The following is a 25,501-nucleotide window of genomic DNA, read 5'->3' as shown; positions in this document are numbered from 1 at the left end:
CCACTTTTTTCGGCACGGATGTTTCTCCATTTCCGAACAGCAGTCAAAATTGAACTGCAATGTCGGATACGTATTATAAAATCCTCTGCTGATTTGTCTCTGGTATAGTATCATGGGAAAGCTATATGTGGGTAGGAGTTGCTACCAATCTTCAAGCAAATGGCAGAGAAAACTATCATCACGTCGCCAATGCCCGGCGTCTTTTACCGACGATCCGACCCAGAAGAACCAGCGTATGCAGAGGAAGGTGATTCAGTCGAAGCGGGTGACGTCGTCGGCCTCGTGGGTGTGATGAAGAACTTCCACGATATCAAAGCAGACGAAGCCGGGACAGTACTCAAATTCTTAGCAGAGAACGAAGCAGAAGTCGATGCCGGTGACGACCTCGTGGAACTCGAAATCGACTGATTCCAGTCTTCTGTTCCCGCCGTCGAACGCATCCGCATACTTCTCTGAGCCCAACATGAAAACCATCGACGAACCGTCCGTTTGTTCATCCCGCTATTTTTCTGGCACCGCTTAGTCGGGGATGGTTCCGTCATGGTTCCAACCGCGGACATCGTAGTACGCGTCTAGCGCGTCCTCAAAGCCGTCGAGGTCGTAGGGGAGCCGGTCGTCGTCCCGGTCGAATCCGCGTTGATTGTTGAAATGTCGTTCGAGTTCGACGATGCGGCCGCCAACCGCCAAGAGCGCCTCGAACTCCGCGTCGAACAGCATCTCGTAGCGCTCGGGGTTCATATAATCCCGTGAGAACTTGCAGACGACACCAGCATCGTTCAGGGCCATCAGATTTTCGCGTTCAACAAGGCGTTCCGGCTTTCCGTCGAAGCCGTCCGGGGGCATCGCCTCATCTTTGTCGACGAGTGGATATTCGACCGAATAGAACGTTGCATACATGTGGTCGGCGCCACGGTTCGCCACCGCGTACGAGAGCCCCTGACCGTGGAGGACACGCCCCTCATGGGCGGCGAAGTCGAGTCCCTTCACCGTCCAGTTTTCGACGTCGAGGTCGGCGGCGACCCGATCGATACCCTCGGCGAGATCATCGCCGACGCCCTCGCGATAGGCGATTTGTTCGACGACGTCCCAGATGAGATCTCGGTTGCCGAACTCGTCTTCCGCCGCGAGGTACGCGGCAACGGTGTTCCCCGCGGAGATGGCATCGAGGCCGAGTTCGTCACACAGCTCGTTGGACTTCATCACGTCCACGATGTCGTCCACGCCAGAGTTCGAACCGAACGCCATCGCCACCTCGAACTCGGGGCCCTCCGTCTCGACGCCACGCTCTTCGTCCCGTGTCGGGAGTTTGCAAGCAAACGCGCAGGCCGAACAGGTGCCTTTCTTGTACTTTTTCGCCTCGACCGAATCACCGTTGATTCCCTCGACACCCTCAAACGACTGCTCGGAGAAATAGTACGATGGTAACCCGTTCACCTCGTTGGCCAGATCCATGACGGCGACCGTCCCTTGCCGTTTCATGATGTGGTTGTCAGTCGCGGCCTCGCGGTGGATCTCCATCTGACTGGCGGGAATTTCGATATCCGGACGGGAGTCGCCAGTGAATGTGACTGCCTTGACGTTCTTCGACCCGAGGACTGCACCGAGTCCCCCGCGGCCGAACGCCCGCTCCTCTGTCGTCATGATAGACGCAAAGCGGACGAGGTTCTCGCCAGCCGGCCCGATACATGCGACGTGTTCGGCACTGAGGCCGTGCTCGTCATTGATATACGTACACGTTTCCGAGACAGTTGCACCTTCGAGGTCTGGCACCACTTCGAACTCGACGCCCTCATCGGTGACGTGAACGATGATGAGGTCATCGCTCACGCCAGCGAACTCGATGGCACTGTACCCCGTGTCCGCAAAGTTTCGGGACATGAATCCGCCAGCGTTCGACGACAGCAACCCATCGGTGAGTGGCGAAACGGCCGTCGCGTTCATCCGCCCTGTGAAACTCATGTTCGACACCTGCATCGGACCGGTCGTGAACACAAGACGGTTCTCCGGTCCCAGCGGGTCTGCGTCGAACGGAACGCGATCGGAGATAAGTCGGGTAGCGACCCCTCGGCCACCGATGAACGCCGCCAACACGTCGTCTATCTCTTCTACCTCTGTTGTTTGGGCATCCAGATCGATGGAGAGCAGTGGGCCAGTCGTGTGGAGCATGCAGGAATAGATGTGAACCTGGCGTAATAAAACTTCATTAGTATCTATTCATGAGGTTTTTTATTCCTTGAACACAGTACAACATTCTATGAGGTATCTGTACTGTATCTCTTTCACTCGAGGTAAAGTTATTTATTGTCCGGCTTCCTTCGGCTACGCATGGTCGGACCGAGTATTCACGAACTCCATTTCGACGGCGCCCCAGACGTCGGGAGCGTCCCCGGACCAAAGACAACACGATTGTTACAGAAGCAGCGCGAAATCGATAGCGCGGCCGTTTCCTATCCAGAGAACATCCCTATCGCCTTCGAGGAGGCGAAAGGTGCAACCATCCGCGACGTCGACGGCAACACCTATCTGGACTTCTTCGCGGGCATCGGCGTCCTCAACGTTGGTCACGCGAACCCCTACGTGATGGAGGCGATGCATAAACAGGCGGACAAGCTCGTCCACACCGTCGACTTCCCCACCGAAGCCCGTCTTGACCTCATCGAGAAACTCGATGCCATCGCGCCAGGAAATCTTGCTGGCAATAGCAAGGTCGTCTTCGGCGGCCCGACGGGTAGCGACGCTATCGAGGCCTCCATCAAACTCGCGAAGTACAATACGGAGGGCAACGGTTTGGTCGCGTTCCGGAACGCCTACCACGGCGCGACAAGCGGTGCGATGAGCCTCACAGCCAACAAGAAGTTCAAAGCTCCCTACACACCGCTCCTTCCAGACGTTGTCCATGCACCGTACCCGTATCCGTTCCAACAAGCGAAGGACCCTGAAGAAGCCGTCGAAGACGCGCTCGCCGAGGTTCGTGCCACCGTACTAGATCCCTACGGCGGCCTCGCTAATCCGGCGGGTATCTTCGTTGAACCCATCCAGGGCGAAGGCGGTATCGTTGTTCCGCCACAGGGATTTCTCTCCGGGCTCCGAGACATCGCCGACGAAGCGAAGATACCTCTGGTCGTCGACGAAATACAGGCCGGTCTCGGCCGTACCGGCGAGTGGTGGGGGAGCGACCACTTCAACGTCACCCCTGACGTCATTACCACAGCCAAGGCGCTCGGCGGTATCGGTCTGCCGCTCTCTGCGACCATCTACCACGAAGATCTCGATACGTGGGGGTCGGGCGACCACGCAGGCACCTACCGCGGTCACGTCCCAGCGATGGAGGCCGGCCTCCGCTCCATCGAGTACATCGAGTCCCACGACCTCCTCGCCTACGCGCGCGACCTCGGCGAGTATATCCGCAGCCGTCTCCGTGAGGTCGGCGCGGACAACTCGTTCCTCGCCGACGTGCGCGGGAGGGGGCTTTTCATCGGGGCAGAGTTCGTCGACGAGGACGGCGACGTCCGGAACGCAGGCGACTTCGTAGCTGGAATCCAGCAGCGGTGTTACGAGAACGGCGTCCTCGTCTGGAAGGCCGGGCAGTACGGGAACGTGCTCCGTCTCCTGCCGCCGCTCGTTCTTACCGACGCGCAGGCGGAAGTCGGGATGGATATCATTGTTGATGCGATTGAGGCCGAGAGTAGTGATCGAGCGGCCGGTGCCTGATTTCACATACATTCTCTTAGTTAGACAAGCTCATTGTTCGGCCTCTGGGCGATACGACACTTCTCACCGGCGATCACACTACCGAATTCGTCATTGAACATTGTGTCGAGTTCGTCGGTGAGGGCGGCCATATCGGATAGTGTCGTTTTACTTGACATAAATGGAAAAGTGTAGATGGGTTAGCAGCAGTCGATGAGTGCACCTTTCCGAGTGGCTTCCGCGCTACAGTCCTCACACGTCCAGTAGGTGTGATCGACGGTGCCGTACGTGTCGTAGCCGGTGTACGGGCCACTGATACGCTCGTCGTCCGACGGGCAGATATCGAATGTTCCGTTGTCGGTTATATTGTCGACACAATCATATTCGAGATTTTTAAAAGATAATTTGTTTTCCTCTCTGGCAGTCGGGGAATGGCAGCAAAGATAGAAATCACCATTGAGTGAAATGAGACGGAGCTTCATCCCCTATTTCGAAAGCGACGGCGTGGTCTCTGGTGCCCGTCGATGGTGGGTTGCCTGCTCGAACGAATAGCCAAACCCGAGCACTGTTGGTTCATCATAGGGCCTTCCAAGAAATTCAATCCCAACCGGCAGCCCGTCATCGGTGAATCCTGCAGGCACTGACATCGCAGGGCATAACGACTGAGATGAAATAAGTGTATTCGTCGGGAACGTCATTGTCTCGTATTTGCCCTCTCGAATCTCACTTTCTAATGGTGGGATCACTTGGACATCTGGATACACCAGTGCATCGAGATCATGCTCTGCAAAAACATTGAGGATCTCTTGCTGGAAAGTATACTGTGCTGTTCGGCTTCGCCAGTATTCAACCTCGTTCTCTAAGTCGTCAGGACCATCTTCGACAAATGCGATGAAAAGATCTAGCAGTTCGTGGTACTGATCCGTCTCATAGAGCTCGTCAACTGTCTCGACTGGGACGTCTCGTTGTGCCAAGAAGCCGTTGATGTCTCGCTTCGACTGCAGTACGTACAACATGGTGTGTGCAAGATGATCGTCGAGATTCGGGAGTTCGATCGGATCGATTAGGTTTGCACCGGAGTTGCGCATTGCGATGAGAGCGTTTTCGATGACATCGTTGACAGGTGCTGCGTTGGGGTTCTCACTGTCACCGAACGCATTACGGACAACACCGATATGTGCGTCCCGGAGGGCGTCTGGCATAAGCTGATCGACGTATGAACCATGAATGGATTCGAGTTCAGTCACAGCAGTGAGTGGGTCGTCCGGATCGTAGCCAATCAAGACATCCAGTAATCTAGCAGTGTCTCTGACGGTTCGTGTCATTGGTCCAGCCGTATCCTGATGAGAGACAAGAGGATTTACCCCTTCCCGGCTGATTAGGCCAGGAGTCACACGAAATCCAACCAAATTGTCGAACGAGGCGGGGACACGAATTGACCCTCCACAATCGGTGCCGATACCAATGGCACCAAGATTGGCGGCTACTGCAGCGCCAGTCCCACTGCTTGAGCCACCTGGATCTCGATCCGTCGCATACGGATTCTTCGTTCGGCCCGTAATGGACGAAAATCCAAACCAAGAGGTCGCCCAGTCCGGTAAATTGGTTTTTGCAAGTATAACTGCTCCCGCTTCCCGAAGGTTCCGAATAACGGTCGCATCGTGCTCAGCTATGTAGTCTGCGAAGGCTTCTGAGCCAAACGACGTCGGCATATCAGTCGTCTCAAGCGCGTCTTTTACGAGTACGGGAATTCCGTGGAGGGGGCCGACGAATTCACCGGTGTCATCAAATTTAGCATCCAATTCGTCAGCTCGGGTGGTTGCCTGTTCGTTGACCAGAATGATGGAGTTAAGCGCCGGTCCGTCTTTGTCATAGGCTTCGATCCGTTCGAGATACTGTTGGACGAGCTCGTGACTCGTAATAGCGCCTGCTTCAAACGCTCGGTGGATATCGTCGACAGTGGTCTCTTCCAACTGAAATTCGGTGGTTGACATACTTCTCCTCCTTCAAAGAGGAGGCCATCAAACTGCATAAAGATATAGACACCTACGCTCATCAGTGACATACGGAACATCACTTACCGTGCTATGGATACAAAGAGCTGAAGTGGTGGTTCGTTCGGCAGTTCCTTTCGTCCCGTTCGCACGCACGGCCAGCAGGGGAAGCCACCGAGGCCATCGCAGTCGCAATTCTCCGAATTTTTATTATCTGTCTTCTGCGCGCGTTTCGGTGCCGCTCATCATTCTGTGGGATCAGTGGCTTGCTGCTATTCTCGTTCTTAAATTGTGTCGAATGAAGTGATAACGTCACTCGTCGAATACACCGGTACCAGACCTTGCTCATCGAAATCAGAGTCGTCGCTCCAGACGCCTGCCTCACAAGCGAGCGCACATTCAATATACAATACATCGTCAGGGTCTGTCGCACCAATCGCGTCATTGGCTTGCTCAATGAAGGGGCAGAAGTCTGTTGCGGGAACCACGTCGATATACTGAAAGAGTAGTTCGATAAACTGCTTGACCCGATGTGTATCCATGCCTGATTTCTCAACGATAAGATCTTCGTAGTTTCCGATTTCGTCGTAGACAACTTCAGGAGTTAGAAGCCCGGGTTCAAGTGTGACAATGAGTTCACGTGTTTTCGAGTTCGCGATTGTATGCGTCCCCATCGTTTCCGTGATGGACACGGTAGTGACAATTCGGACAGAGGGCGATCACCGTTTCGGGTCTGTCCGAAACATCGCTGGAAGTTCTCGAGGCGGCCCTCGAAACCACTAAAGAACTGATCTGTGGTCATCCGACGATCATCATGCATGGATGGTTCAATCGGCAAAATTATAAAATAGAACCTATCTTGTTGGAGTAGTATTTCATTTCCAGGATATTTTTCACACAAAGCTTATTCTGGTGTTCGAGAGAGCAAGAAATACTAATGAACCGGAGAGTTTTCGTAAAAACAGTTGGAGTAACAACTACTGCGCTCATCGGAAACTACACAGCTACTGCGATCTCCAGTTCGTCCTCAAAATCAACAGTTGAAGAATGGCCTCGTCCTTGGGGAACAAGCGGGCGTACACGATCAACGCAATCAGAAGGAATACTTGCTAAGGAAGTCGGCGTCGAGTGGACCTCTAACTACGTTGGGTATATGAGTGGAACACCTACCGTAGCGAATGGATTGGTCTATACTGGTGTACGAACCGATGACCGGACATTGGCGGGTGCGGTTAAGGCCTACGAGACAGAGACAGGAGAACATGTATGGACAACCAATGGACCTGCTGATGAGAGAGATCAATATGATCGCCCAGTAGAGTATGGAAATGTATACGACGCTCCAGCCGTTGAAAACGGTATTTTGTACTTTGTTGCAGGAGAAGGTGAGGAGAATACGGGAGATAGCGTCGTTGGAGGGGTATTTGCACTCGATGCGAAAACTGGCAAAGAGGTGTGGAAGCGCGATGACCTCCGTTCTGGCGCCTTCAGCGTCGCAGACAACACAGTGATTGTTAATCAAGGGGATTATATCGTCGCACTAGGTGCTTCAGCAGGAGAGACACGGTGGAAAATAACGGACAGGATGCGTATGATCGGTATTGCTAATGGCAATCTTTACACATATACAGTCGATGGTTCTAATCAAGACCGCACAGATGAAATCATCGCACATGATATCGACTCGGGGGCAGTCCAGTGGCAGGTAGCTGTACCCACTGCAATTAGTGGATTTCCAAGAACTGTCGATGGAGAGTTAATTTATTTTGTTAGCCGAGGAGAGTCAGAAAAGATGCCGCCGGAAATAAGCGCGCTTTCAGCGGCTGACGGATTTGTACAATGGACGAAGTCACTTTCCGTCCGTGAAGGAACAGTCGATGTGAGTTCTCCAGCCGTTGATGAATCACAACTATACGTCTTTACACGCAGCAATGAGAATTTTGGCTGGTACGAAAAAACGGATACATCGCTTGATGCTGTCGGAACCGTCTTTGCACTCAATCGAACCACCGGCGAAGAACAGTGGCGATTCGAGACGCCAGCCAATTTAGCTGGTGCACCGGTCGTGGATTCAAAGAGATTGTATGCAGCCGCTCGCTACCGAACCTGCTCTGAGTCTCCGTCAGAGGGAATAAAAGGAGGTTTCTATGCACTCGATAAAACGACTGGAGAAGCACAGTTGAACATTGCGCCATCGGGAATGTTGAGTGTATATCCTCCAGCAGTTGGAGATGGGACAGTATATCAGGCAACCGATGACGTCGGGCAAGGCGAGGATGCATATCTTCTCGCATATGCGGGCCGTAACTCTCCACCAGATTGTAATCAGAGATTTGCTGACGAGGGGAAAACACGGACAGTACCGACATCCAAGCCGGAAACAACCATGACCACTACGGAACGGAAGAGTACTGAGACGACTACGAACACATCTACAGTTAAAACAACAAACACCACTACTCAATCAACCACAGTAGAACCAACTACCAAATCGACGGATAAAGAGACATCGACGCCAAACGCAATAACGACTGCGACAGAATCAATATCTAATGACGGACAACCAGGATTCGGAATCGGTACCGCATTACTTGGGGTTGTAGGAGCTGGATTATATGCACTTCGTCACAGGACTGGTGATCAGTAATTAGAAACTCTCGGGGTGCACTGCTGTAATGCGTCTTGATTTTCCCATAACCACATCTTAGCGAGGAACGACTCGTGACAGAACTGTCCAAATGCGAGTTCGCCGAAGTTCCCGCCGCCACCGCGGAGCGCCCAGAACAGATCCGGGTTCTCGGTCTCGCTGGCGTGGACCAGACGTCCGTCGGCCAGCACGACGTCGGCGCTCAGCACGTTGTCGATTGTCAGGCCGTGCTTGCGGGTCAGATAGCCATGACCCCCGCCCAGGGTCAGCCCGCCGACGCCGGTCGTCGAGTAGATCCCGCTGACCGTCGCCAGGCCGAAGGCGTGGGTGGCGTGGTCGATGTCACCCCAAGTGCAACCGCCCTCGGCCCGGACGGTCTGGACGTCAGGGTCGACGCGGACGCCGGTCATCTCCGAGAGGTCGATGACGAGGCCGTCGTCGACCATCGCGAGGCCCTGGCCGTTATGTCCGCCGTGGATCGGGATCTCTAGGTCGTGCTCTCTTGGTCCGGGTATTACCGAACCGGGATGAACAGCAGTATATCGGGCAGACGTGGACCTATAATCACCTAGAAATAATTTTCACTACGTGAGAATCTCTCATTCGCACTTGAAGGAACTCGCTACTGGGAGTGCCCTCACTTAGCGGCGAACGCTACGATATCGAACACCTGGCTCCCAACCTCGTGGGCGAAACACCGGCACCAGCCCATCAACAATGCAGCAACGATTGCACAGCGGTTTACAGTAGCATATCGTTTAAACAGGTGGATTCGCACATCACGAACATGATTCACGTCGAGGGACTCGAGTACACGTACACTGGAGCCGACCGGAGGACGCTGGGAGGCATCGGCTTCACCGTCGAGGACCGCGAGGTATTCGGGTTCCTCGGCCCGAGCGGCTCCGGCAAGAGCACAACCCAAAAGGTACTCATCGGTCTCCTCGACGACTACAGGGGGCAGGCGAAGGTATTCGATCGAGAGGTTCGCGAGTGGGGGAGTGACCTGTACGAGCGAATTGGAGTGGCCGCGGAGACGCCGAACCTCTACCAGAAACTGACTGGGCGGGAGAACCTCGAACTGTTCGCCTCGCTCTACGGTGGGGCCGTTCGCGACCCGGACGAGCTGCTCGACCGAGTCGGATTGGCCGACGCAGTAGATCGCCGCGTGGGGACGTACTCGAAGGGAATGCAGATGCGGCTGAACTTCGTCCGTGCGATTGTCCACGACCCGGAGCTCGTCTTCCTCGACGAACCGACGGCGGGAATCGATCCTGGATACGCCCGCGCGATGAAGGACGTGATCGAAGATATTCGGACTGATGGGGGAACGGTCTTCCTGGCGACCCACGACATGACTGTCGCCGATCAAGTGTGTGATCGCGTCGCGTTCATCGTTGACGGCCAGCTCGCGTTGATCGACGCCCCCCGGACGTTGAAGCTCGAATACGGCGAACCGACCGTCCGCGTGGAGTATCGCATCGACGGCACGGCCGAAGCTCGTGAGTTCTCGCTGGCTGACCTCGATACCGACGACGAGTTCCGGGGCCTGCTGCGAGAGGGTCGGATTGAGACGATCCACACGGAGGAGGCGACGCTCGAAGACGTCTTCATCGAAGTGACTGGAGAAGCGTTGACATGAGGAGTCTCTCGATTGGCTGGAGTACGTCTCGGCGGTCGGGTGAATAATCGTGGTGAGCGCGCTCCGGACGATGATAGGATGGGACGTGCGGCTCCAGGTGAAGTACGGCTTCTACACCGTCTACGCGGTTCTCACACTGGCGTTCATTGTGGGGCTCCAGGCCGTGGGTCCCGACCTTCGAACCGACGCCGCAGTGTTGCTCATCGTCACTGATCCGACTATCCTCGGGTTCTACTTCATCGCCTCGATGGTGTTGTTCGAGAAGGAGGAAGGGGTGCTGGATGCGCTGGTGGTGTCGCCGCTCGGTGACCGAGGGTATCTCGCGTCGAAGGTACTGACTTTATCGCTGCTCGCAGTGGTCGCGTCCACGCTCGTTGCTGTACTGGGACACGGGAGGACGTCCAGGTTGGGAATCCTTATTGGTGGAGTTTGTCTGTCTGCGACACTGTTCGTCCTCATCGGATTCGTTGTCGTCGCTCGATATGATTCCGTCAACGAGTACTTCATCAGTGCCGTCGGGTGGGGGACAGTCCTGTTCCTCCCGTTGTTTGGATACGTCGGGATCATCGAGACACCGCTGTTCTACCTCCTGCCTGCGCAACCGGTGCTGCTCCTCGTCGAGGGGGGCTTCCGGTCACTCCCCGCGTGGCAGCTGTTCTACGGCGTCGGGTATCTCCTCGTTGCCAACGTGGTGGCGTATCTGTGGGCGCGCCGAACCTTCCGTCAGCACGTCGTTCGCGGTGGCGACCCGGGCCGGCAACTCGGCCGAGATACAGTCCCGCAAACGCATCAGCAACACGGTCGATCTCGGCTCGTCTCCCGGTCACCCTGGGTCGGACTGTTACTGGCCGATTTCCGGAACTGGGTTCGTGATCCGATGCTGGCGATCGCCGCCGTCGGGCCGCTTGCACTCGCCGTCGTCGTCAGATTCGGCGCGCCGATCGTGGCGGACTTGGCCGCATCCGTGTTCGCATTGGAACCGTTCTATCCCGTGGTCGTCGCGTCGATGGTGGCGTTCGGTCCGGCGATCTATGGGTTCATCGTCGGTATGTTCGTACTGGAGGACCGCGAGCAAGGCGTTCTCGCGGCCTATCGCGTCAGTCCGCTCTCCGCCCGCGGCTATCTGCTGTACCGGGGAATATCGGCGTACGCCCTTAGTCTGGTGGCGACTCTTCCGGCACTGGCCGTCATCGGGCTCGTACAGGTCCCGCCGGCAGTCCTCGTCGGGTCGGCGGCAGTTGGCGCGCTCAGTGGTCCAACGATTGCACTGGTGTTCGGGACAGTGGCGTCGAATACCATCGAGGGGATCGCAATCAGCAAACTCATCAACCTTGTCATCCTGGGCCCCGTGGTCGGGATTGTCGTGGTGTCGGAGCCGCTTCAGCTCGCCGTCGGTGTTCTACCGACGTACTGGCCGATTAAGGCCGTCGTCTCTGGTGTCGCCGGCGAGGCGCTCTGGCCAGTCTTTCTTTTCGTCGGTGTTGTCGTTCACCTGCTGGTGATATCTGGTCTCGGCCACTGGTTCGCTCGGAGGGCCGACTGAGGGTCGGTCAGTCTGTCCGAGTTCGTTGTACTCTCGGTCTCGGATTCGGGGTGTTCTTCATCGGCAGCGGCGTCAGCCACACGATGGGGCAGTTGCTCATCGACGGTAGACTCCTCGCCGTTCGATGGGTTCGCGGTGCAAGCCGGTGAGCGCGACGTGTCGTTCCGACACCGCGGGTGACGCGTTGTACAGGACGGTGCAGCGAGATTTGTCGCACGAGGAACCAGTCAGAGCGAGACGCCCAATCCTGAAGATCCGGGGAATCTTGTGGCGTTGAAGCGTTGTAAGGGCAAGAACGTGCTTGTTGCTGACGCAGACGAGTGGAAGACGTTCTTTACCACCCAGATGGTCAAGGTGGTCGGAGCCGAGCAGGACAGCTGTGATGAGGACGACGTCGAGACGGTCGATACACTGACAGGGACGGCTGCGGAGACGGACGTGGTAGAGAATGTTGACGAGGAGTTCGACGGCCTCTCGTCGGCAGTCGTTGAGTCCGACGGGGACGATGAGAAGACGGAGGAAATTATGGTGTCGTAATTCGGGCTAGTTGTCCGGGCGTAAGTGACGCCCGTTCGGACATAGCGAGGGCGTACCATGCGCCCCCTCGGGCGGTGGAATGAACGGTCGGCTACTGGTGGGTGTAATCTCTTCTTCTTCTCTTCCCGCAGATGGGAAGAGAAGAAAGGTAGTGGTGTGAATTACACTGGCCTGCCGGGGGAGATTACGACACCGTAATCGCGATCACCGATCGAGAACTGAATCTCTAAGGGCGATAACCTCGGCTATGATTGCGTCGATGGTGTCCACCTCAACGTCGTTCAGTGCTGTCAACAGTAGCGATTTTCTCTGCGTGACTAATTACGTGACCAAGGAGCGTAGACGACAGCTTATCAAACCACGTCGCGAAAGCATCGAATACAGGCCAGCAGCTCTTCGAGACCGTCCAGCGCGCAGAACAGAACACCGAACTGGTCAACTTCCGCGAGAAGCGCACCGAGAGTCAGCAGGTTGAGGACAAATACCTCGATGTGCTTGAGCATGCGAAGAACGTCGCCAAGACGAATGATGCAATGATCGCACGGTTACGCTATCGGGAGCGGCGACGCACTATGGCTGTGCGTACAAAAATGACGGGTATCGGGTGATGGAGGAGATGGCAGAGCGTGTACCTAGCGTGACCGACAAGGAATCTCGAACGCTGTCGATTGACGATGCGATGGGTGTCGGCGACCATCACATCGAGATCACGTTCGCCCACCCCGACCTCGCTGGGGGGATGCGAGCACACGAAACCAACGCAGAACGAAACGGAGGGCGCTGAGTATAGCGTTGTAATCACGGGGGTTCGCAGAACCTTAGCTTGAATCACACCATCACACGATATTTATACCGCGTTGCCGGTGACACATGGTGGTACTAGTGGGTTGGTGACGGTGAAGTACGTCTATTTCTGCGAAATGGAGGGGTTCGCTCTCGCGATCCCCCCTCTATTACAACGGTGTAATCGACCACAGATAGTGGCGGCAAGCACGGACGGTGCGGTCAAAGTAATATCGAGGGCACAGTCTGTGACCCTAAATCGCCTCTCAAAATCAATTCTCTCGTGTCATCAAAAGGTGAGGCAAGCATAACCGTTCACGTTCCCTTTAGTAACGAGTACACAATGGATATCTCTGAGATCGTTTCAACACAGTTCACCGAGTTCGACATCGGGGCACCCCTTTCGAAGGTCGCCGGTGCGTTCGAGAATCAAGAACTCGACGCCGTCGTCGTTACGGACGGTGACGAGTATCGGGGCGTCGTCAGCCGCCGACAACTGGCCTCGTCGTCCAATCAACCCTCGGCGAAGGTTGGCTCACGGGTACAACACGTCCCAACCGTCGACCGAACCGAAGATGTCCGTGAGGTTGCACGGCTCATGATCGGGAGTAACGCCAAGACGCTTCCAGTGTTGGACAAAGATCGCGTCGTTGGTGTGGTGACTGCAGATGCCGTCTTGGAGGCCGTGAGCCCGTTCCTCGACGCGGTGACTGTTGACGATGCGTACACAACGAAGCTCATCAGTGTCTCCCCAATGACCACGATGGGGAAAGCCCTCAACACGCTCCGAGAAGGACGTATCGCACACCTACCAGTTATTGACAATGACGAACTCGTCGGGATATTGAGTCTGTACGATGTCATCGAATTCACGACACGTGGGGGGAACAAGAGTCAGGGTGGCTCGTCAGACGAGTTTAGTGGTCGCGGCGGCTTCGGTGAACGTGACGGTACTTCCGACCGGATGCTCGATCTGCCGGTGCGGAACCTGATGTCCGATGTAGCTGCGACGGTTCAGCGAGACACACCGCTTGATGCGGTAGTCGAAACGATGTTTGATCAAGAGATCTCCTCACTTGTCGTCACGGATTCCGAGACGGACGAACCGGTCGGAATCATCACGAAGACGGACGTCATTGAGGCGCTCACGTGGGAACAAGAAGAACGGCGTCCCGTGCAGGTGTTCGGTCTCAAGTTGCTCGATGAAATGGACTACGATGACGTTTCCGCGTTGATCGACAGCGTGACCTCGAAGTATGGTGAGATGAACGTAATCAAAGCCAGTATCGAACTGCACGAGCACAAAGAACAGAGTCGAGGAGTGCCATTGGTGCTGGCACGGATTCGGCTTGTCACCGACCGTGGTTACTTCACCGCCAAAGGGGAGGGATACGGAGCCACCCATGCACTCCGTCTTGCCGCGAACGCAGTCGAACGCCAACTCCTCAAAGGCAAGACCTACGGCCAATCGAAGAAGCATCCAGACACTGAGGAGCAAGAGCAACTGTACGGCTGGTGGCTCGGCGCATAGCGTTCTCGACTTCCAGTACAAGATGACCACACGATCCGGGGTCATTACCAGTCGCTTGCTCTCAAAGCAGGGCTAAATCAGGTACTCAGTACCTCTGAAAGACAAGCGGATGAAATGCATTGATGCGCGAGCTCACTGTACAGACAAGAGATGCCGAAATACCGTCATGGAACGAAATCGTTCATCGATTTCATGGGAACATATCTACAGGATCATCCCAAACGCTGTTCGGTGCAAACGCTGTTCGGTGTGTAGGAACGAAGCACGATCTCCGTCGGAATGGCGAATCGAAAAGCGCGATGACGACGGCCTCCACTTCGTGCATGCTTGTCCAGAGTGTGGTGCTGAAGACGACGTGTTTCTCAACCTCACGCCAGAACATGAGCGATCCAAACGTAACTGAATCTAACAGGGTTTCGAGTAGCGGTGATCGAAGATACAAATGTATTCGTCTCAGTGGCGATCAACCCACGAGCAGGAAAGATGAGCGGTGTCGTACTGATTGCCGTCGTTTTTCATCTCGTTTGTGGCAGCGGTGGTGAGAAGGTCATTCCAGTTGTGGATGAACCGATCACATTCAGGAGACTACATTGAACACAGAGCTATCCCTGCGTTTGGCGGATGAACTCGTCAAATCGTTCTTCGATGAGTGTTGCAACGCGTTCGCTATACTGCCAGAGCGCGGCGTTGAATTTCTCCTCGGTCTCGTCATCGATACCATCGTCCCCCTGAAGCACGGAATCTTTGGTGATCTGGGGATGGTACACATAGACGATTCCGATCGAACTGTCCGAACTTGTGGTCCCCCCCTGTGTGGATTCCGTACTGATCGGTACCCCACACGCCATCGCCACCGTGCCGTTCCATTACGGAATCGAGCGCATCGAGCCGTTGCAACTCCTCGGGGGGTTCATCTGTGTGAGTGTGCCTTAATTCGAGGAGTGGCTGAGCCTCGTCAAAGCGCGGGCCCGTTCGCAAAGGTAACGGGTAATCTCTTTTGGGAGTATGCCTCATCCTGCCAGCACGACCAATACACCAGTCGTAACGAAAATCGATGGTGTCAACTGTCCTCAGAGCGACCTCACGTATCTTCTGGTGGGGATTTCGGTAGAGGGTTGTGGAGTTCGAATATCCTCGTTGAGTGCCCCAAAGGACTACGGTCGTACTTCTCACGTGAGGATTTTATTGTCACCGACCGTCATTTGTGGCGGTTGGAAATAAGGAGCTAGACGTACAAACAGAGTGCAATGTCGCTATCTGAACAACAGTGGTATAATGATTACTTTCCAAACAGAAAGTGTAAAAATTTTATTCTTTCTTCGTTCGCAGTCATTGGATTTTGGAGCTACTGGGCGTTCACACGTGGTATTGTCTTTGCAACGATGTATCTCGTTATGTTCAGTTTCCTGGGAATCTTGTTCGTACTACTGTTGGAGTGGTAACTCCCACATTCGATCAAGATATAATCTAATTCACGACTTTGATCGAGTTAGAGATCAAGTTACCTCCTCTAGAATCTCCCGAGGTGGACAGTCCAATAAAGAGCATACTCAATGTCATCTCTCTCTCTCAACTACTTCAGGCACCGTATAACAATATTCAACGCAGTCATTGGAAAAGGTGCGAGCGTCGTAGGAACGTGCCTGGAACCATGCGCCTGCGACGTTCAAGCACAAAGAATCAAATGTGGTCATCTCACGCCAGTTCCATACCGGCGTAGTCGTGCCCACTCTTCCCGGCATGACCACGCTCCACTCGCAGGGAGTTCTGGGACGAGAACGGGTTGCTTGTTGGTAGAAGCACCATCGACGTGGTGTCGATGGCGGCCACTTCCTGGCCCCGGTGGTTCGAATCCACCCCCGTTCGTATCAGAGCATATTTTCACAGTTTTCACACGTCGACCACTCCGTGGGCTTTTGAAATGTGGTTGGGTCAGTTCGCTACCAACGAACCTCTCTTCTTTTCGTTCCGATGGCAAGGCGATGAAGACGATCTAGTCCTTGATCGTGATCAGACACCTCGATAGCACGATGAATGTCAGTCACACTACTTTGGAACCTAAGCAACTCCGTTAGTATGACAGTCTTAAAAGAGAGATGTCTGTAGTTGATAAGCGTACTGTGAGGTTTGTGGTCCTCCCGTTGCCGAGCAGTACTAATGTAGGCTGGCCCGCCGTGACATTGTCTAACTCCTGTTTAAGACGTCGAGTAACTCGTCCCCCGGAACACCTAAAGGGCAGTTTTATAGGTAGTAGGGGCACTCTACCGTGAATTATCAACACGCGCAAAAGTGAAAGATAAGGGTTGTATATGACGCCAACAGTTAGAAACGATATCAGTACAAAGAGAATGGTGAGAGATGTCGGATTAACAACTGCCGAGATTCTGGAAGTCGCTCTGGTTACACTTTGAACAACAGGATGGTTTCGAGATAAAGGTGGTACCGCATTCTTCGCATTCAAAAATATCACCAGTCGCCCGTACCTGCTGTTCTGTCTGCTGAGACGGGGTTTCTGAACTGAAGGCACCGCGTAACCGATGTAGTAGTTCCATAGCAATGCACAGACACTTTCTCTACATATATATTTTACCGCCAAAATGGCATAATACTTACTATTATTACTGTGTCGAATATTACTAATGAAGTCGGCTTATCGGTTCCGAGATACCGCTGAAACCCACATAGTCGCACTCCTTAGGTTCGTCGTTCTTCAGCCCGAGGAGAAACTCTCAAGCGTCCCGGGAAGTACTCGGCGGCGATATCGGTCGCGTGCTGTTATATCTCTCTCAATGTATCCTCAGTCGTAGCGTCTCGTGTTCCGTGAGCGTTCACTGGTCGGTGATATCCGAGACCGTCACAGTCGCAGTCGTCTGGTTCAGCATCGTCTTCGCCCTCGGAGGAGAATGCGTCGAGTGTCCCATGGTCAGTTGCGGTTTCGACGGCGGCCATGTGTTTGCAGAAGGCGTTGCGGTGAACATGGTGTGGGCACGTGCAGGCCATCAGGTCCTCGGTCACGTCGTCGATGGAGACAGTGTACTGTGGTGGTTTGCAGGGCTCTCGTGGCTCTCATTGGTGACTTCTACGAGTCCGGGGGGATCGATGTCGAAGGAGAGTTGCTCCAACTGTGCGCGTTGCTGTGCCGTCTCGGTAGGGGTACAGTCTGCAGTTGGTTTCGTACAAATTGTCTTTCCCTAGATTAGAGGATCAATATGGGACGCATTTGTGTTTCAATCATCAATTTGTCTTCGTTGGAGAAACCTCTCGTGCGTACAACTCTGTGGTTATAAAATTCTCCTAATAGGATTCATGGAGTTACTTTAATCCGTCTTCTATTCTTAGGAAGAGCCTTCGAGTAGTAATGCGCGCAGAACAATGGAGGTGCTGCTCATATAGGTGAGTATGTCCACAGATGTAACCGTTCTAGATCAAGAATTCACCGACGTGATCCACGCATTCTTCGAAGAATCAAACTCGGTACTCATCGTCAATCCCGCACCAGATGTTTTCCAAACAATAATGCTAACGGCAGCGTCGTTCAATGATGAACTGCCTACTCTACAGGTACTTGCCGACCCAAATGTACTGAAAGCGTCACTAGAAGATTTCATTCTCGCAAGTCAGGTGGCCGATTTGATCGACCAAGGATCACTCGAACTTCGGACAACCACAGACATTGCGCGAACTTCGTTGCTCGTCAGCGATGATGCAATCGTAACTGTTGTAACGTTGGATGCTGGGTTGACGGGGCTGCGCTCAACAGACGACGAACTAGTTGAAAACGCACAGTCGACGTTTTTCGATGATTGGGAGGACGGTGATGCATTCACATTGCGAACCCCGCCACTTTCGCGTATCCAAGGAACGCTTAGTGAGGAATTTGGAGATGAAGTTGAAGGCGATTTCACGATGATTGTTGAATCAGCCGAGACGATTCCTGAAGAGGGCGGTGATCTCGATGAAGTGGCCCTCGCATTATTGGTGGCGGCGAACAACGAGGTGCTGCTCTATGATATTAGTAAGTGGGGTGAGGACATTGGCCTCGCGAGTAAAGCGACCTTTTCACGAACCAAAACGCAACTTGAGGATCGTGGCCTTATCGAGACGGAGAAAGTACCGATCGATGTTGGTCGGCCACGGCTTCGATTGCTCTTGGCACCAGGCGATCTTGAGGATGTTGACAGTCTTGCAGTATCCTCTTCGTGAGCGTTCGCTAGTCGATTCGATCTGAGACCGTCAATTACAGGCTAGAGATAAAAAAGCTGAACGGTAGTTAGTTCGGCAGTTCCTTCCGGCCCGTTTGCACGCATGGCCAACACGGGAAGTCACCGAGGCCAGCGCAGTCACAGTCTTCCGGTTCGATATCCTCTTCTACAACGTCAACCAGCTCATCCAGCACTGGATTGAATGGCGGTGGGAGCTCGAACGTGAATGACAAATGTGCCCGTTAGAAGCCACTGCTATGGGTCACTCGGTAGCAAATATCCACAACCGACTGGAGTTACAAGCGGAAGTAGACTACCCCGAGATCCCCAAATCAATCTGTGGTCGTTGCGTAGTACGGACTCGACGCCTACGGAATCACATTTCACTACAATTCGTACAAATTCTCGCACTTGCCTGTCCTTACCTTTGAAGTAAAGTGGTAACTCAGTGGGCATTACTACTCGACTTTTCATCACGCGTAACGAGTTCACGCTGAAGTCGAACCCGCTTACCGCGGATACGGTTTGGATCGTGGGTATGTCGGGGACTTCAATTCGGCCATCCAGTCTGGATACGCTTGCCGTTCGGTGCCCCCAAACGAGGGGTCGCCGGACATCGCTGTGATCGCTCGAGCGTCATCCAGACTCCAAACGGCGCCATCTTCATGAAAGAGTCCGTTTACCATCCCTTGGTGACGGAAGTGTAACTCGGAGGCCGGTCGGAGCATAAGCGACCAAAAGAAGTTGCCGATATTCGTGGTCTGGAGTAACCGAGCCATCGACGAGTAGTCCGGAAACCGTGTTTCGCCGTCGAGATCGGCAAAGAACGAACCACCCGGTCGAATTCGTTGCCACTCAGATAGCCACACGGGTGTTTCGTATTTGGATTGGATGTGTTCCGCCTGACGAAGTACTCGGCGAAAGTGGGACGGAGATTGTGCAAAGTTGTAATGAAATTGCAAAATGTCCATCCCCCACTCCAGATAGTCGGTATTATTCGTGAGACTCGTTGATCCGATCGTCAACGGAATGGAACCACGATGGAGGGTAAATATATCTGACATTCCTCTGACAAAGCGTCTGCGTTCGGGTCTCCAGCCTGGTTCATTCGAGAGCTCGATCGCAAGCAGTCGAGAATCGTTATTGTATCGTCTCATAAACCAGAGGATAAAATCGCGAGGGTTGTCCCAGAGGGTTGGATTCCGCATCGTCCGAGTTGATGGGGAAAATGTCTGCACAGCAGAATGTAGATCAGAGCCAATGAGATTATCGAGCGTCGGTTCCTCGCCGATACTGTCGAAAAGCCCGAGGAGAACACGGATTCCGTACATATCCGCAGTCTCCAAAAAGTGCTCCAGTTTTTCGCCATGTGCCTCGCGGTCTTCGAGCCAATACTCGTAGCTAAGCCACGTTCGGATCGAATTCAAATTCAAACGTGCTGCATAACCGAGGTCACGCTCGGTGACATCGGGGTCATACTCTCGCCACATCTGATATCGATTAAACGCACGCGTTGGAACGTAGACGGCACCGCGGATATCGACAGGTGCAGTGTCTTCGGCCTGAGAGTGAAGTTGCGTCGAACCGGCAGAGTGCAGTCGTGGAGGTGCGTATTTCGAACCGTCATCTTCCGATGCTTGACGAACTGCACTCACAGCAGAACCGGCAGTGGATGTCGTTGCGCAGAGTTCGAGAAACCGACGGCGGCTAAGCCAATTATCCATTCGTACGGGGGGATAGTAGAGTCGATTTATAAATGCTGTTGCCGAGAAGAATACAGTGGACGAGTGTCTCCTCAGCGCTCAATTCGTACGGACCGTTCGAACGATGAGTACGCCGTCGTTCTCGTGTACGATTCGATATCGGTCGCTTCGTTCGAGCGAAAGACGCATTTTATCGATCTGGGTAATCGTTTGTCCGCGAACCGTATATTCGCCTTTCGGGATGTAGAGGTAGTCCGGTTGTCTGGGTTGAGACTGGAGATTGTCCGTCAAACACCGGGCAGTGTCACACTCAGAGAGGGTGATATAGGAATCCTTCTGGCGCTGGTATGCTTGTGGTGTCTTCCACTCGACGCCCCACGGGCCGACGAGAATCGTCCGGTTGGTCTGCTGTGGGAACCATTCTGCGGCATCGCCGAGAACCACGAACTCCGCATCGGCTGGTGTCTCCGATCGAACCCATTCCATTGCTTCGGTGTCTTCGTGATCGATGAACGCTGGCATCGATGGTTGGCTTGCTACCGAGTGCCCGCCGACGAACAGGATACCGAGGCACGCAAGCAATCCGAGTACGAGCGCCGGAACAGCAACGAGTGATGTGACCGTCCGGCGTGAATTCCGAAGTCGGGCGTGAATCGTTGGCACGATATCGGTCAATCCAACAGTGATAATCATAACACCAGGAATGAACGCAAACCGTATCTCGTCCATCAAAAAGATCGAGATACCGAACCAGGTGGGGAGAAAAAACTGCCGTCTAGTAACAAAGTAGTAGAGTCCAAAACAGAGGAGTATATACCACAAAACAACGGCAGGAAAGCTGACAAATGGATCTGTAAGCCGTTCGAAAAACATCGTCGCGCCCGCACCCAATCCACCATGGGTACCCGCCGCCGATGTGAAAACAGAAACACCGTGAGAGGTAGCAACCTGTGCAATCCAAGGGCCTGCGATTATCAGGCCACTTCCAGCGACAAAAATCCCACTGAGAAATCCCCTGAACGACCGATTTTCGACGAGGAAAAAGAGGAGATAACTCACACCGAAAAAGACCGAATATGTCGGATGAGTTAAAATCATTACACCGAAAAGAACTGACGCTGCAGCGAGGGTAGATCGCTGTCCGCAGCGGAATAATCGAATTCCAACGTACAGTCCCGTGAGAAGAACCAAGAAAGCAGGTGCCCGAACGATTCCACCAGCCGAGAGATGCCACTGAAGCAACGTGGGAGTGACTGTGGCGATAAGGGCCGCGACACCCGCACGTCGCGACGATGGGAGAAATTCGCGAGCGAGAAAATAGTATGCAGTGAAAGAGACAGAGGTGACGACAGCTGGAACTGCACGCGTAATTACGAGCGGATGGATATCGATATCGAGCAGAAGCGCGGTAGCGTAAAACGCGAGCGGAGGATATGCAAAGGGAACACCGCTATGTGTATACCCAGCCACCTTCGTGGGAAGGGCGTAGTTTTTACTCACGACGGCCTCGGCCATCTCGAGAAATAGACCAGCACCGTATGCTGGAAATGGGTGGGTGAGAAGATAGACGCTACTCACGAAAAGCGAGGTCGCGAAAATAAAGACGATCCTTCGGTATCCGCTGAAAAAGGTGGCCAAAAAACCCTCATAGAGTCTGCTGAAAACAGCCCCCAATCGGTCACCATATTGGTCAGCATCCGTTCTTGTATTACTCATTATAGATACTCGTCAGTGATTTCTATAGGATCCCCTAGTTGTAATAGGCATTGTGGCCATCAGTCATTAATAAAGCAGGCCACTCGGGTCGCGCCTGTGAGGAAGTTCAAAACATAGAAGACGATGCCATGATTACTCGGAATTTGCCCTAAGAAACTGACCTTCGAGATGGAAGTTGATTTATCTAACTCAGATGGAGAATGCGAAGATATAAATGAATGGTTATTGGAATATCTTTGGCTTACACCCGCTCTTTTCATTTCTCTTCTCACATACAGTAGCTATCTCGCCACGCATCAGTTTCCGGCCTTCGGAGGTGGGCTTTTCCTCTCGATTTCCGAACAGATAGCGAACAACGGCTATCAATTTCCTCGCGTCGTGCCCCAGTACACGGCGAACGGAGTTCCATTTGCGTATCCTCCGCTGATCTTTTACAGCCTTTCGGCTCTCCATGGCATCCTAGGTGTCGATTTGTTCATGCTCTCTCGCTTTCTCCCTGGAGTGATCACTATTGCCAGCTTAGTTCCATTTTATTTGCTTTCCAAATCGTTGCTCCAGACGCCAAAACGAGCAGGTTTGGCGAGCTTCATTCTTGCGGTGACGCCGGCGTTCGTTCGATGGCACTTCTCCGCAGGTGGTATCGTTCGAGCACCGGCTTTCTTTTTTTCGCTCGCCGGACTGTACACGGCCTTGCGTCTCTGCAAAACTGGTTCCCGCCGCTGGATCGTTCCGACGATCGTATGGTTTACGCTCACCGCACTCACGCACCCGGAATATGCTGTCTTTCTCGCAATCGGCATCAGCGTGTTTACTGTTCGCTACGCTCCATCGGTTCAAGGATTCACAGACGCGATCCTCGTCGGTATCTGTGGGGTTATTCTAACGGTCCCGTGGTGGGGACGGATCATCTCCATCTACAGCCTCGAGAACCTCGTTTCAGCGTCAAGTACGCACGGCGGTCTGGGAGGCGGCCTCGGTGTAATAGTAGACGTGGTATTCACACCGCAGCAACTGTCAGCGGGGATTTCACCGTCTCCGAATCTCTATGGTATAGTTCTCCTTTCGTTGTGGTATGCGATTCCAGCTGCTGGGGTCGTGTACTTACTCGCAGAGCGCCGTCTCTTCCTTCCGTCTTGGTTGCTCCTCGTCGGTGGGACGACCGGTGAAACACGATTCATCGCCGTAATCGGGTCACTGGTGACGGCCGTATTTGTCCTCGATGGTGCTGTGCCGTGGATCGCACAACGGATAGAACCGGTCTTATCTCGACAACATACACTCACTGCGATTCTCCTAGTGCTTTCACTCCTTGGAGCAAACATCATGACTCTGTATGTCTCCGGGTCGGTGAACGAGTATGAGGGGAGCAATTCGATGCCCTCGTTTATCGATGAACAGGATTACGCCGCGATGCAGTGGGTGCAACGAAACATCGATTCTTCTGCCGAATTTATGGTCATCGGCGATGCCGCAGAATGGTTTCCGTACTTGGCGAATCGGACAAACGTTGTCGGTCCGTGGGGCGTTGAGTGGGAACGAAGTTCGGTCGCATACCAGTGGCAACACACGGCATATCAGCGGATTTCGACAGCCAAGAGTGCCGACGATCTGGATAAAAATATCGCGCTTACCGAGACGAATCCAGACTACATCTACGTGCCGAAAGGCGCGTACACGGTGTATGGACGCAAGTACAAGCAGCAACGAGCATTCATTACGGGACTAAATCGCTCGGACGAGTATCGACAAGTGTACCAAAATCAGGGGGTCATTATATACGAACGTAAGTCAGACGTGTCCACCTCAAACAACGGATAAAATTACGCTTCTACTTCTCAGTCGAACATCGTTAGAATCTCCCGCGTCGTCTGCTCGACATCCCAAGTGGAAGTGAAATCTTGCATCGCGCTAGTTAGATCAGCCCGTGATGCAGGTGGAATCGCCAATCCGTGCGCTATCGACGGAAGTTGGGTGTTCGTTTTTCGAAAGCGGTTAATCTGGCGACGATAGAAGGGGTCGTATTCCGATGCTGGCACATCTTTCCTCGGTGGAATCGAACCTCGCTTTTGCGTAAATCGCTGTTGTGCTTCGACCGAACTAACGTATTGCAGGAATTTGAAAAGTGCCGTTTTAGCAGAACTGTGCTTCGAAAATGGGAACGAATCCATACTCAGCAGGTACTGATCGTTTGTCCCGGGAAATGCGGTACAGTTCCAGTCGATTTCGAATTCAAAATCGTCGTTCCGAAATGCCGCTGGAGCCCAATCGCCTTGATGAAAGAAGGCGACGTTCCCGCTTTGGAACTGTCTTGCTGCTTCGCGCCAGTTAGACGAAACGATGCCGTCGGGGGACTGTTCATGATATTCATCGACGAGGCCGAGCGACTCCCTCACCGCTCGTTCGTTCGAACGCATCTCTCCGTTGACAATGGCCTGGTGCGTTTCGAAGCCGTGTTCACCCAGCAACACCGATTCCCATAGTTCCAGCGTCGGCCAGACGTTTTTGGTGGCGTGTACGACACCGCTACTATCAGTCGTCTCTTCGACCAATTTTACGGTGTCTATCAGCATACGTGGTGTCTGAATGGTGTGTGGATCGATACCCACCTCATCCATGATTTCGACGTTATAGAACAAATTGTTTAGACGGTGGATATTTAGCGGAACCGCAACGAACGATCCGTCGATCTTCGTGAGTTGTTTCGATATCGGTGAAAAGGCGTTCCACCCCATCTTTTGTAACATCCCATTTTGAAGCCGTTGGAGTACCCCTGCGTCCACGTATGTTCGGAGGTTTTGCCCCGACCAAGATTGCCACGAGTCAGGGGGGTCGTTGTCGATAATTCGTTTTTTCACTGTTGTTTGTAGATTGCCGCCTCCTCGACCGGCGACCGTCTGTTCGTTGATTTCTATCTCGGTATGGGAATCTTGAAACCCTTCGAAGAGCGACGTAATCGCGTCTTTTTCAGTGGCCTGAGTCCAAGAATGTTGGATTTCGAGCGACATCGATTCATCTTGGGTTTTTTGCTTGGTTGTCGTTTTTTCGACCTCGCTTCGATTCGAAGAGCAACCGGCAAGACTAGCGATACCTACCACGCTCGCCGCAGCCGATCTGAGGCACTTGCGACGCGTATACATAGAAGCTATTGCTTAGATAAGCAGGTGCTCATGTATTAAACTTCCAGTCCTGTTTCGAGGAGGATTCTCATTTTTTCAACCACTGGATCGAAGTTGACATTCTCATATTCAGTGCCAGTGGTTGCCGTGACGAACAATTCGGCACGCGGTGCAAGAGAGTCTCGGTAGTACTCATTTTATAATTCCGTCAGCGTCTGTCGACAAGTCATCACTGAGAGGGGGCGGGGTTAATTGGCAGTTCTTTTCGTCCCGCTCTCACACACGGCCAACACGGGAAGTCACCGAGACCGTCACAGTCGCAGTCGTCTGGTTCAGCATCGTCTTCGCCCTCGGAGGAGAATGCGTCGAGTGTCCCATGGTCAGTTGCGGTTTCGAC

General features: G+C 53.6%; 18 protein-coding genes and 2 pseudogenes. 10 read left to right on the top strand and 10 right to left on the bottom strand.

The annotated features are described in order from the left end of the window. Positions 1–159: 159 nt before the first annotated feature. Positions 160–408, top strand: coding sequence for an acetyl-CoA carboxylase (locus BW974_RS14440; protein WP_076430984.1), 249 nt, complete (start codon positions 160–162; stop codon positions 406–408). A gap of 111 nt (positions 409–519) precedes the next feature. On the opposite strand, the gene BW974_RS14435 is transcribed toward BW974_RS14440, so the two are convergent. After that, on the bottom strand, positions 520–2,166 hold the full coding sequence (locus tag BW974_RS14435) for an aldehyde ferredoxin oxidoreductase family protein (RefSeq protein WP_076430983.1): 1,647 nt from the start codon (positions 2,164–2,166) through the stop codon (positions 520–522). A 159-nt stretch (positions 2,167–2,325) separates the two neighbouring features. Between BW974_RS14435 and BW974_RS14430 the strand changes: the two genes are divergently transcribed. Further along, the gene (locus BW974_RS14430) at positions 2,326–3,711 is read left to right on the top strand and encodes an aspartate aminotransferase family protein (RefSeq protein WP_076430982.1); all 1,386 of its coding nucleotides are present in this window, start codon (positions 2,326–2,328) and stop codon (positions 3,709–3,711) included. Positions 3,712–4,175: 464 nt separating this feature from the next. Here the strand turns inward: BW974_RS14430 and BW974_RS14420 are convergent, their stop codons facing one another. Continuing rightward, positions 4,176–5,684, bottom strand: a complete 1,509-nt coding sequence (locus BW974_RS14420; protein ID WP_084186299.1) for an amidase — start codon at positions 5,682–5,684, stop codon at positions 4,176–4,178. A 284-nt stretch (positions 5,685–5,968) separates the two neighbouring features. Continuing rightward, the gene (locus BW974_RS14415; RefSeq protein WP_076430980.1) at positions 5,969–6,358 is read right to left on the bottom strand and encodes a PIN domain-containing protein; all 390 of its coding nucleotides are present in this window, start codon (positions 6,356–6,358) and stop codon (positions 5,969–5,971) included. Positions 6,359–6,621: 263 nt separating this feature from the next. Here BW974_RS14415 and BW974_RS14410 point away from each other — a divergent pair, with 263 nt between their 5' ends. Continuing rightward, a complete protein-coding gene (locus tag BW974_RS14410; RefSeq protein ID WP_084186298.1) occupies positions 6,622–8,331 on the top strand; it encodes an outer membrane protein assembly factor BamB family protein in 1,710 nt (569 codons plus the stop codon). 80 nt (positions 8,332–8,411) lie between these two features. Here the strand turns inward: BW974_RS14410 and BW974_RS14405 are convergent. Then, a pseudogene (locus BW974_RS14405) lies at positions 8,412–8,834 on the bottom strand (FAD-binding oxidoreductase); the annotation flags it as partial. Positions 8,835–9,118: 284 nt separating this feature from the next. Between BW974_RS14405 and BW974_RS14400 the strand changes: the two are divergent. From BW974_RS14400 to BW974_RS14390, 3 genes are all read left to right on the top strand, one after another. Further along, entirely contained in the window at positions 9,119–9,973 is an 855-nt protein-coding gene (locus BW974_RS14400) for an ABC transporter ATP-binding protein (RefSeq protein ID WP_076430978.1), read from the top strand. A 52-nt stretch (positions 9,974–10,025) separates the two neighbouring features. Then, positions 10,026–11,516 (top strand): fluoroquinolone export ABC transporter permease subunit, encoded by a 1,491-nt coding sequence (locus BW974_RS14395; protein ID WP_245800101.1) that lies wholly within the window; start codon positions 10,026–10,028, stop codon positions 11,514–11,516. A 267-nt stretch (positions 11,517–11,783) separates the two neighbouring features. Continuing rightward, positions 11,784–12,053, top strand: a complete 270-nt coding sequence (locus BW974_RS14390; RefSeq protein WP_139328882.1) for a hypothetical protein — start codon at positions 11,784–11,786, stop codon at positions 12,051–12,053. A gap of 353 nt (positions 12,054–12,406) precedes the next feature. Here the strand turns inward: BW974_RS14390 and BW974_RS26520 are convergent, their stop codons facing one another. Beyond that, positions 12,407–12,556, bottom strand: a complete 150-nt coding sequence (locus tag BW974_RS26520; protein WP_245800099.1) for a hypothetical protein — start codon at positions 12,554–12,556, stop codon at positions 12,407–12,409. A gap of 134 nt (positions 12,557–12,690) precedes the next feature. Here BW974_RS26520 and BW974_RS26515 point away from each other — a divergent pair, with 134 nt between their 5' ends. Both BW974_RS26515 and BW974_RS14380 read left to right on the top strand, forming a co-directional pair. Then, entirely contained in the window at positions 12,691–12,837 is a 147-nt protein-coding gene (locus BW974_RS26515) for a hypothetical protein (protein WP_245800098.1), read from the top strand. Between the two features lie 342 nt (positions 12,838–13,179). Next, positions 13,180–14,367 (top strand): CBS domain-containing protein, encoded by a 1,188-nt coding sequence (locus BW974_RS14380; RefSeq protein WP_076430975.1) that lies wholly within the window; start codon positions 13,180–13,182, stop codon positions 14,365–14,367. Positions 14,368–14,969: 602 nt separating this feature from the next. On the opposite strand, the pseudogene BW974_RS27165 reads toward BW974_RS14380, so the two are convergent. Continuing rightward, positions 14,970–15,264: pseudogene (locus tag BW974_RS27165) on the bottom strand (DUF7539 family protein). A 1,878-nt stretch (positions 15,265–17,142) separates the two neighbouring features. After that, positions 17,143–17,382 (bottom strand): hypothetical protein, encoded by a 240-nt coding sequence (locus BW974_RS26510; protein WP_245800097.1) that lies wholly within the window; start codon positions 17,380–17,382, stop codon positions 17,143–17,145. Between the two features lie 384 nt (positions 17,383–17,766). On the opposite strand from BW974_RS26510, the gene tbsP reads away from it, so the two are divergent. After that, positions 17,767–18,570 (top strand): transcriptional regulator TbsP, encoded by an 804-nt coding sequence (tbsP, locus tag BW974_RS14365; RefSeq protein ID WP_076430974.1) that lies wholly within the window; start codon positions 17,767–17,769, stop codon positions 18,568–18,570. A 508-nt stretch (positions 18,571–19,078) separates the two neighbouring features. On the opposite strand, the gene BW974_RS14360 is transcribed toward tbsP, so the two are convergent. Both BW974_RS14360 and BW974_RS26505 read right to left on the bottom strand, forming a co-directional pair. Further along, complete coding sequence (locus tag BW974_RS14360; RefSeq protein WP_245800096.1) at positions 19,079–20,293, bottom strand: glycoside hydrolase 5 family protein; 1,215 nt, start codon at positions 20,291–20,293, stop codon at positions 19,079–19,081. Between the two features lie 78 nt (positions 20,294–20,371). Further along, the gene (locus tag BW974_RS26505) at positions 20,372–20,935 is read right to left on the bottom strand and encodes a hypothetical protein (protein WP_245800162.1); all 564 of its coding nucleotides are present in this window, start codon (positions 20,933–20,935) and stop codon (positions 20,372–20,374) included. Positions 20,936–22,156: 1,221 nt separating this feature from the next. Between BW974_RS26505 and BW974_RS14350 the strand changes: the two genes are divergently transcribed. Beyond that, entirely contained in the window at positions 22,157–23,806 is a 1,650-nt protein-coding gene (locus BW974_RS14350; RefSeq protein WP_139328881.1) for a glycosyltransferase family 39 protein, read from the top strand. A 17-nt stretch (positions 23,807–23,823) separates the two neighbouring features. Here the strand turns inward: BW974_RS14350 and BW974_RS14345 are convergent, their stop codons facing one another. Further along, positions 23,824–24,993, bottom strand: a complete 1,170-nt coding sequence (locus BW974_RS14345) for an ABC transporter substrate-binding protein (protein WP_175609703.1) — start codon at positions 24,991–24,993, stop codon at positions 23,824–23,826. Positions 24,994–25,501: the final 508 nt, after the last annotated feature.

Source organism: Haladaptatus litoreus, from assembly GCF_900156425.1.
In the GTDB taxonomy this organism is placed as follows: Archaea; Halobacteriota; Halobacteria; order Halobacteriales; family Haladaptataceae; genus Haladaptatus; species Haladaptatus litoreus.
This window is presented reverse-complemented; position numbering and strand designations above follow the sequence as displayed.

What these genes read in the sequence shown, in the direction of transcription:
- BW974_RS14380 (WP_076430975.1), top strand. Translation starts at nt 13,180, where the DNA reads ATGGATATCTCTGAGATCGTTTCAACACAGTTCACCGAGTTCGACATC.
- BW974_RS14400 (WP_076430978.1), top strand. Translation starts at nt 9,119, where the DNA reads ATGATTCACGTCGAGGGACTCGAGTACACGTACACTGGAGCCGACCGG.
- BW974_RS14350 (WP_139328881.1), top strand. Translation starts at nt 22,157, where the DNA reads ATGGAAGTTGATTTATCTAACTCAGATGGAGAATGCGAAGATATAAAT.
- BW974_RS14415 (WP_076430980.1), bottom strand. Translation starts at nt 6,358, where the DNA reads ATGGGGACGCATACAATCGCGAACTCGAAAACACGTGAACTCATTGTC.
- BW974_RS14420 (WP_084186299.1), bottom strand. Translation starts at nt 5,684, where the DNA reads ATGTCAACCACCGAATTTCAGTTGGAAGAGACCACTGTCGACGATATC.
- tbsP (WP_076430974.1), top strand. Translation starts at nt 17,767, where the DNA reads ATGTCCACAGATGTAACCGTTCTAGATCAAGAATTCACCGACGTGATC.
- BW974_RS14430 (WP_076430982.1), top strand. Translation starts at nt 2,326, where the DNA reads ATGGTCGGACCGAGTATTCACGAACTCCATTTCGACGGCGCCCCAGAC.
- BW974_RS14410 (WP_084186298.1), top strand. Translation starts at nt 6,622, where the DNA reads ATGAACCGGAGAGTTTTCGTAAAAACAGTTGGAGTAACAACTACTGCG.
- BW974_RS26520 (WP_245800099.1), bottom strand. Translation starts at nt 12,556, where the DNA reads ATGCTCAAGCACATCGAGGTATTTGTCCTCAACCTGCTGACTCTCGGT.
- BW974_RS14360 (WP_245800096.1), bottom strand. Translation starts at nt 20,293, where the DNA reads ATGGATAATTGGCTTAGCCGCCGTCGGTTTCTCGAACTCTGCGCAACG.
- BW974_RS14345 (WP_175609703.1), bottom strand. Translation starts at nt 24,993, where the DNA reads ATGTCGCTCGAAATCCAACATTCTTGGACTCAGGCCACTGAAAAAGAC.
- BW974_RS14435 (WP_076430983.1), bottom strand. Translation starts at nt 2,166, where the DNA reads ATGCTCCACACGACTGGCCCACTGCTCTCCATCGATCTGGATGCCCAA.
- BW974_RS14440 (WP_076430984.1), top strand. Translation starts at nt 160, where the DNA reads ATGGCAGAGAAAACTATCATCACGTCGCCAATGCCCGGCGTCTTTTAC.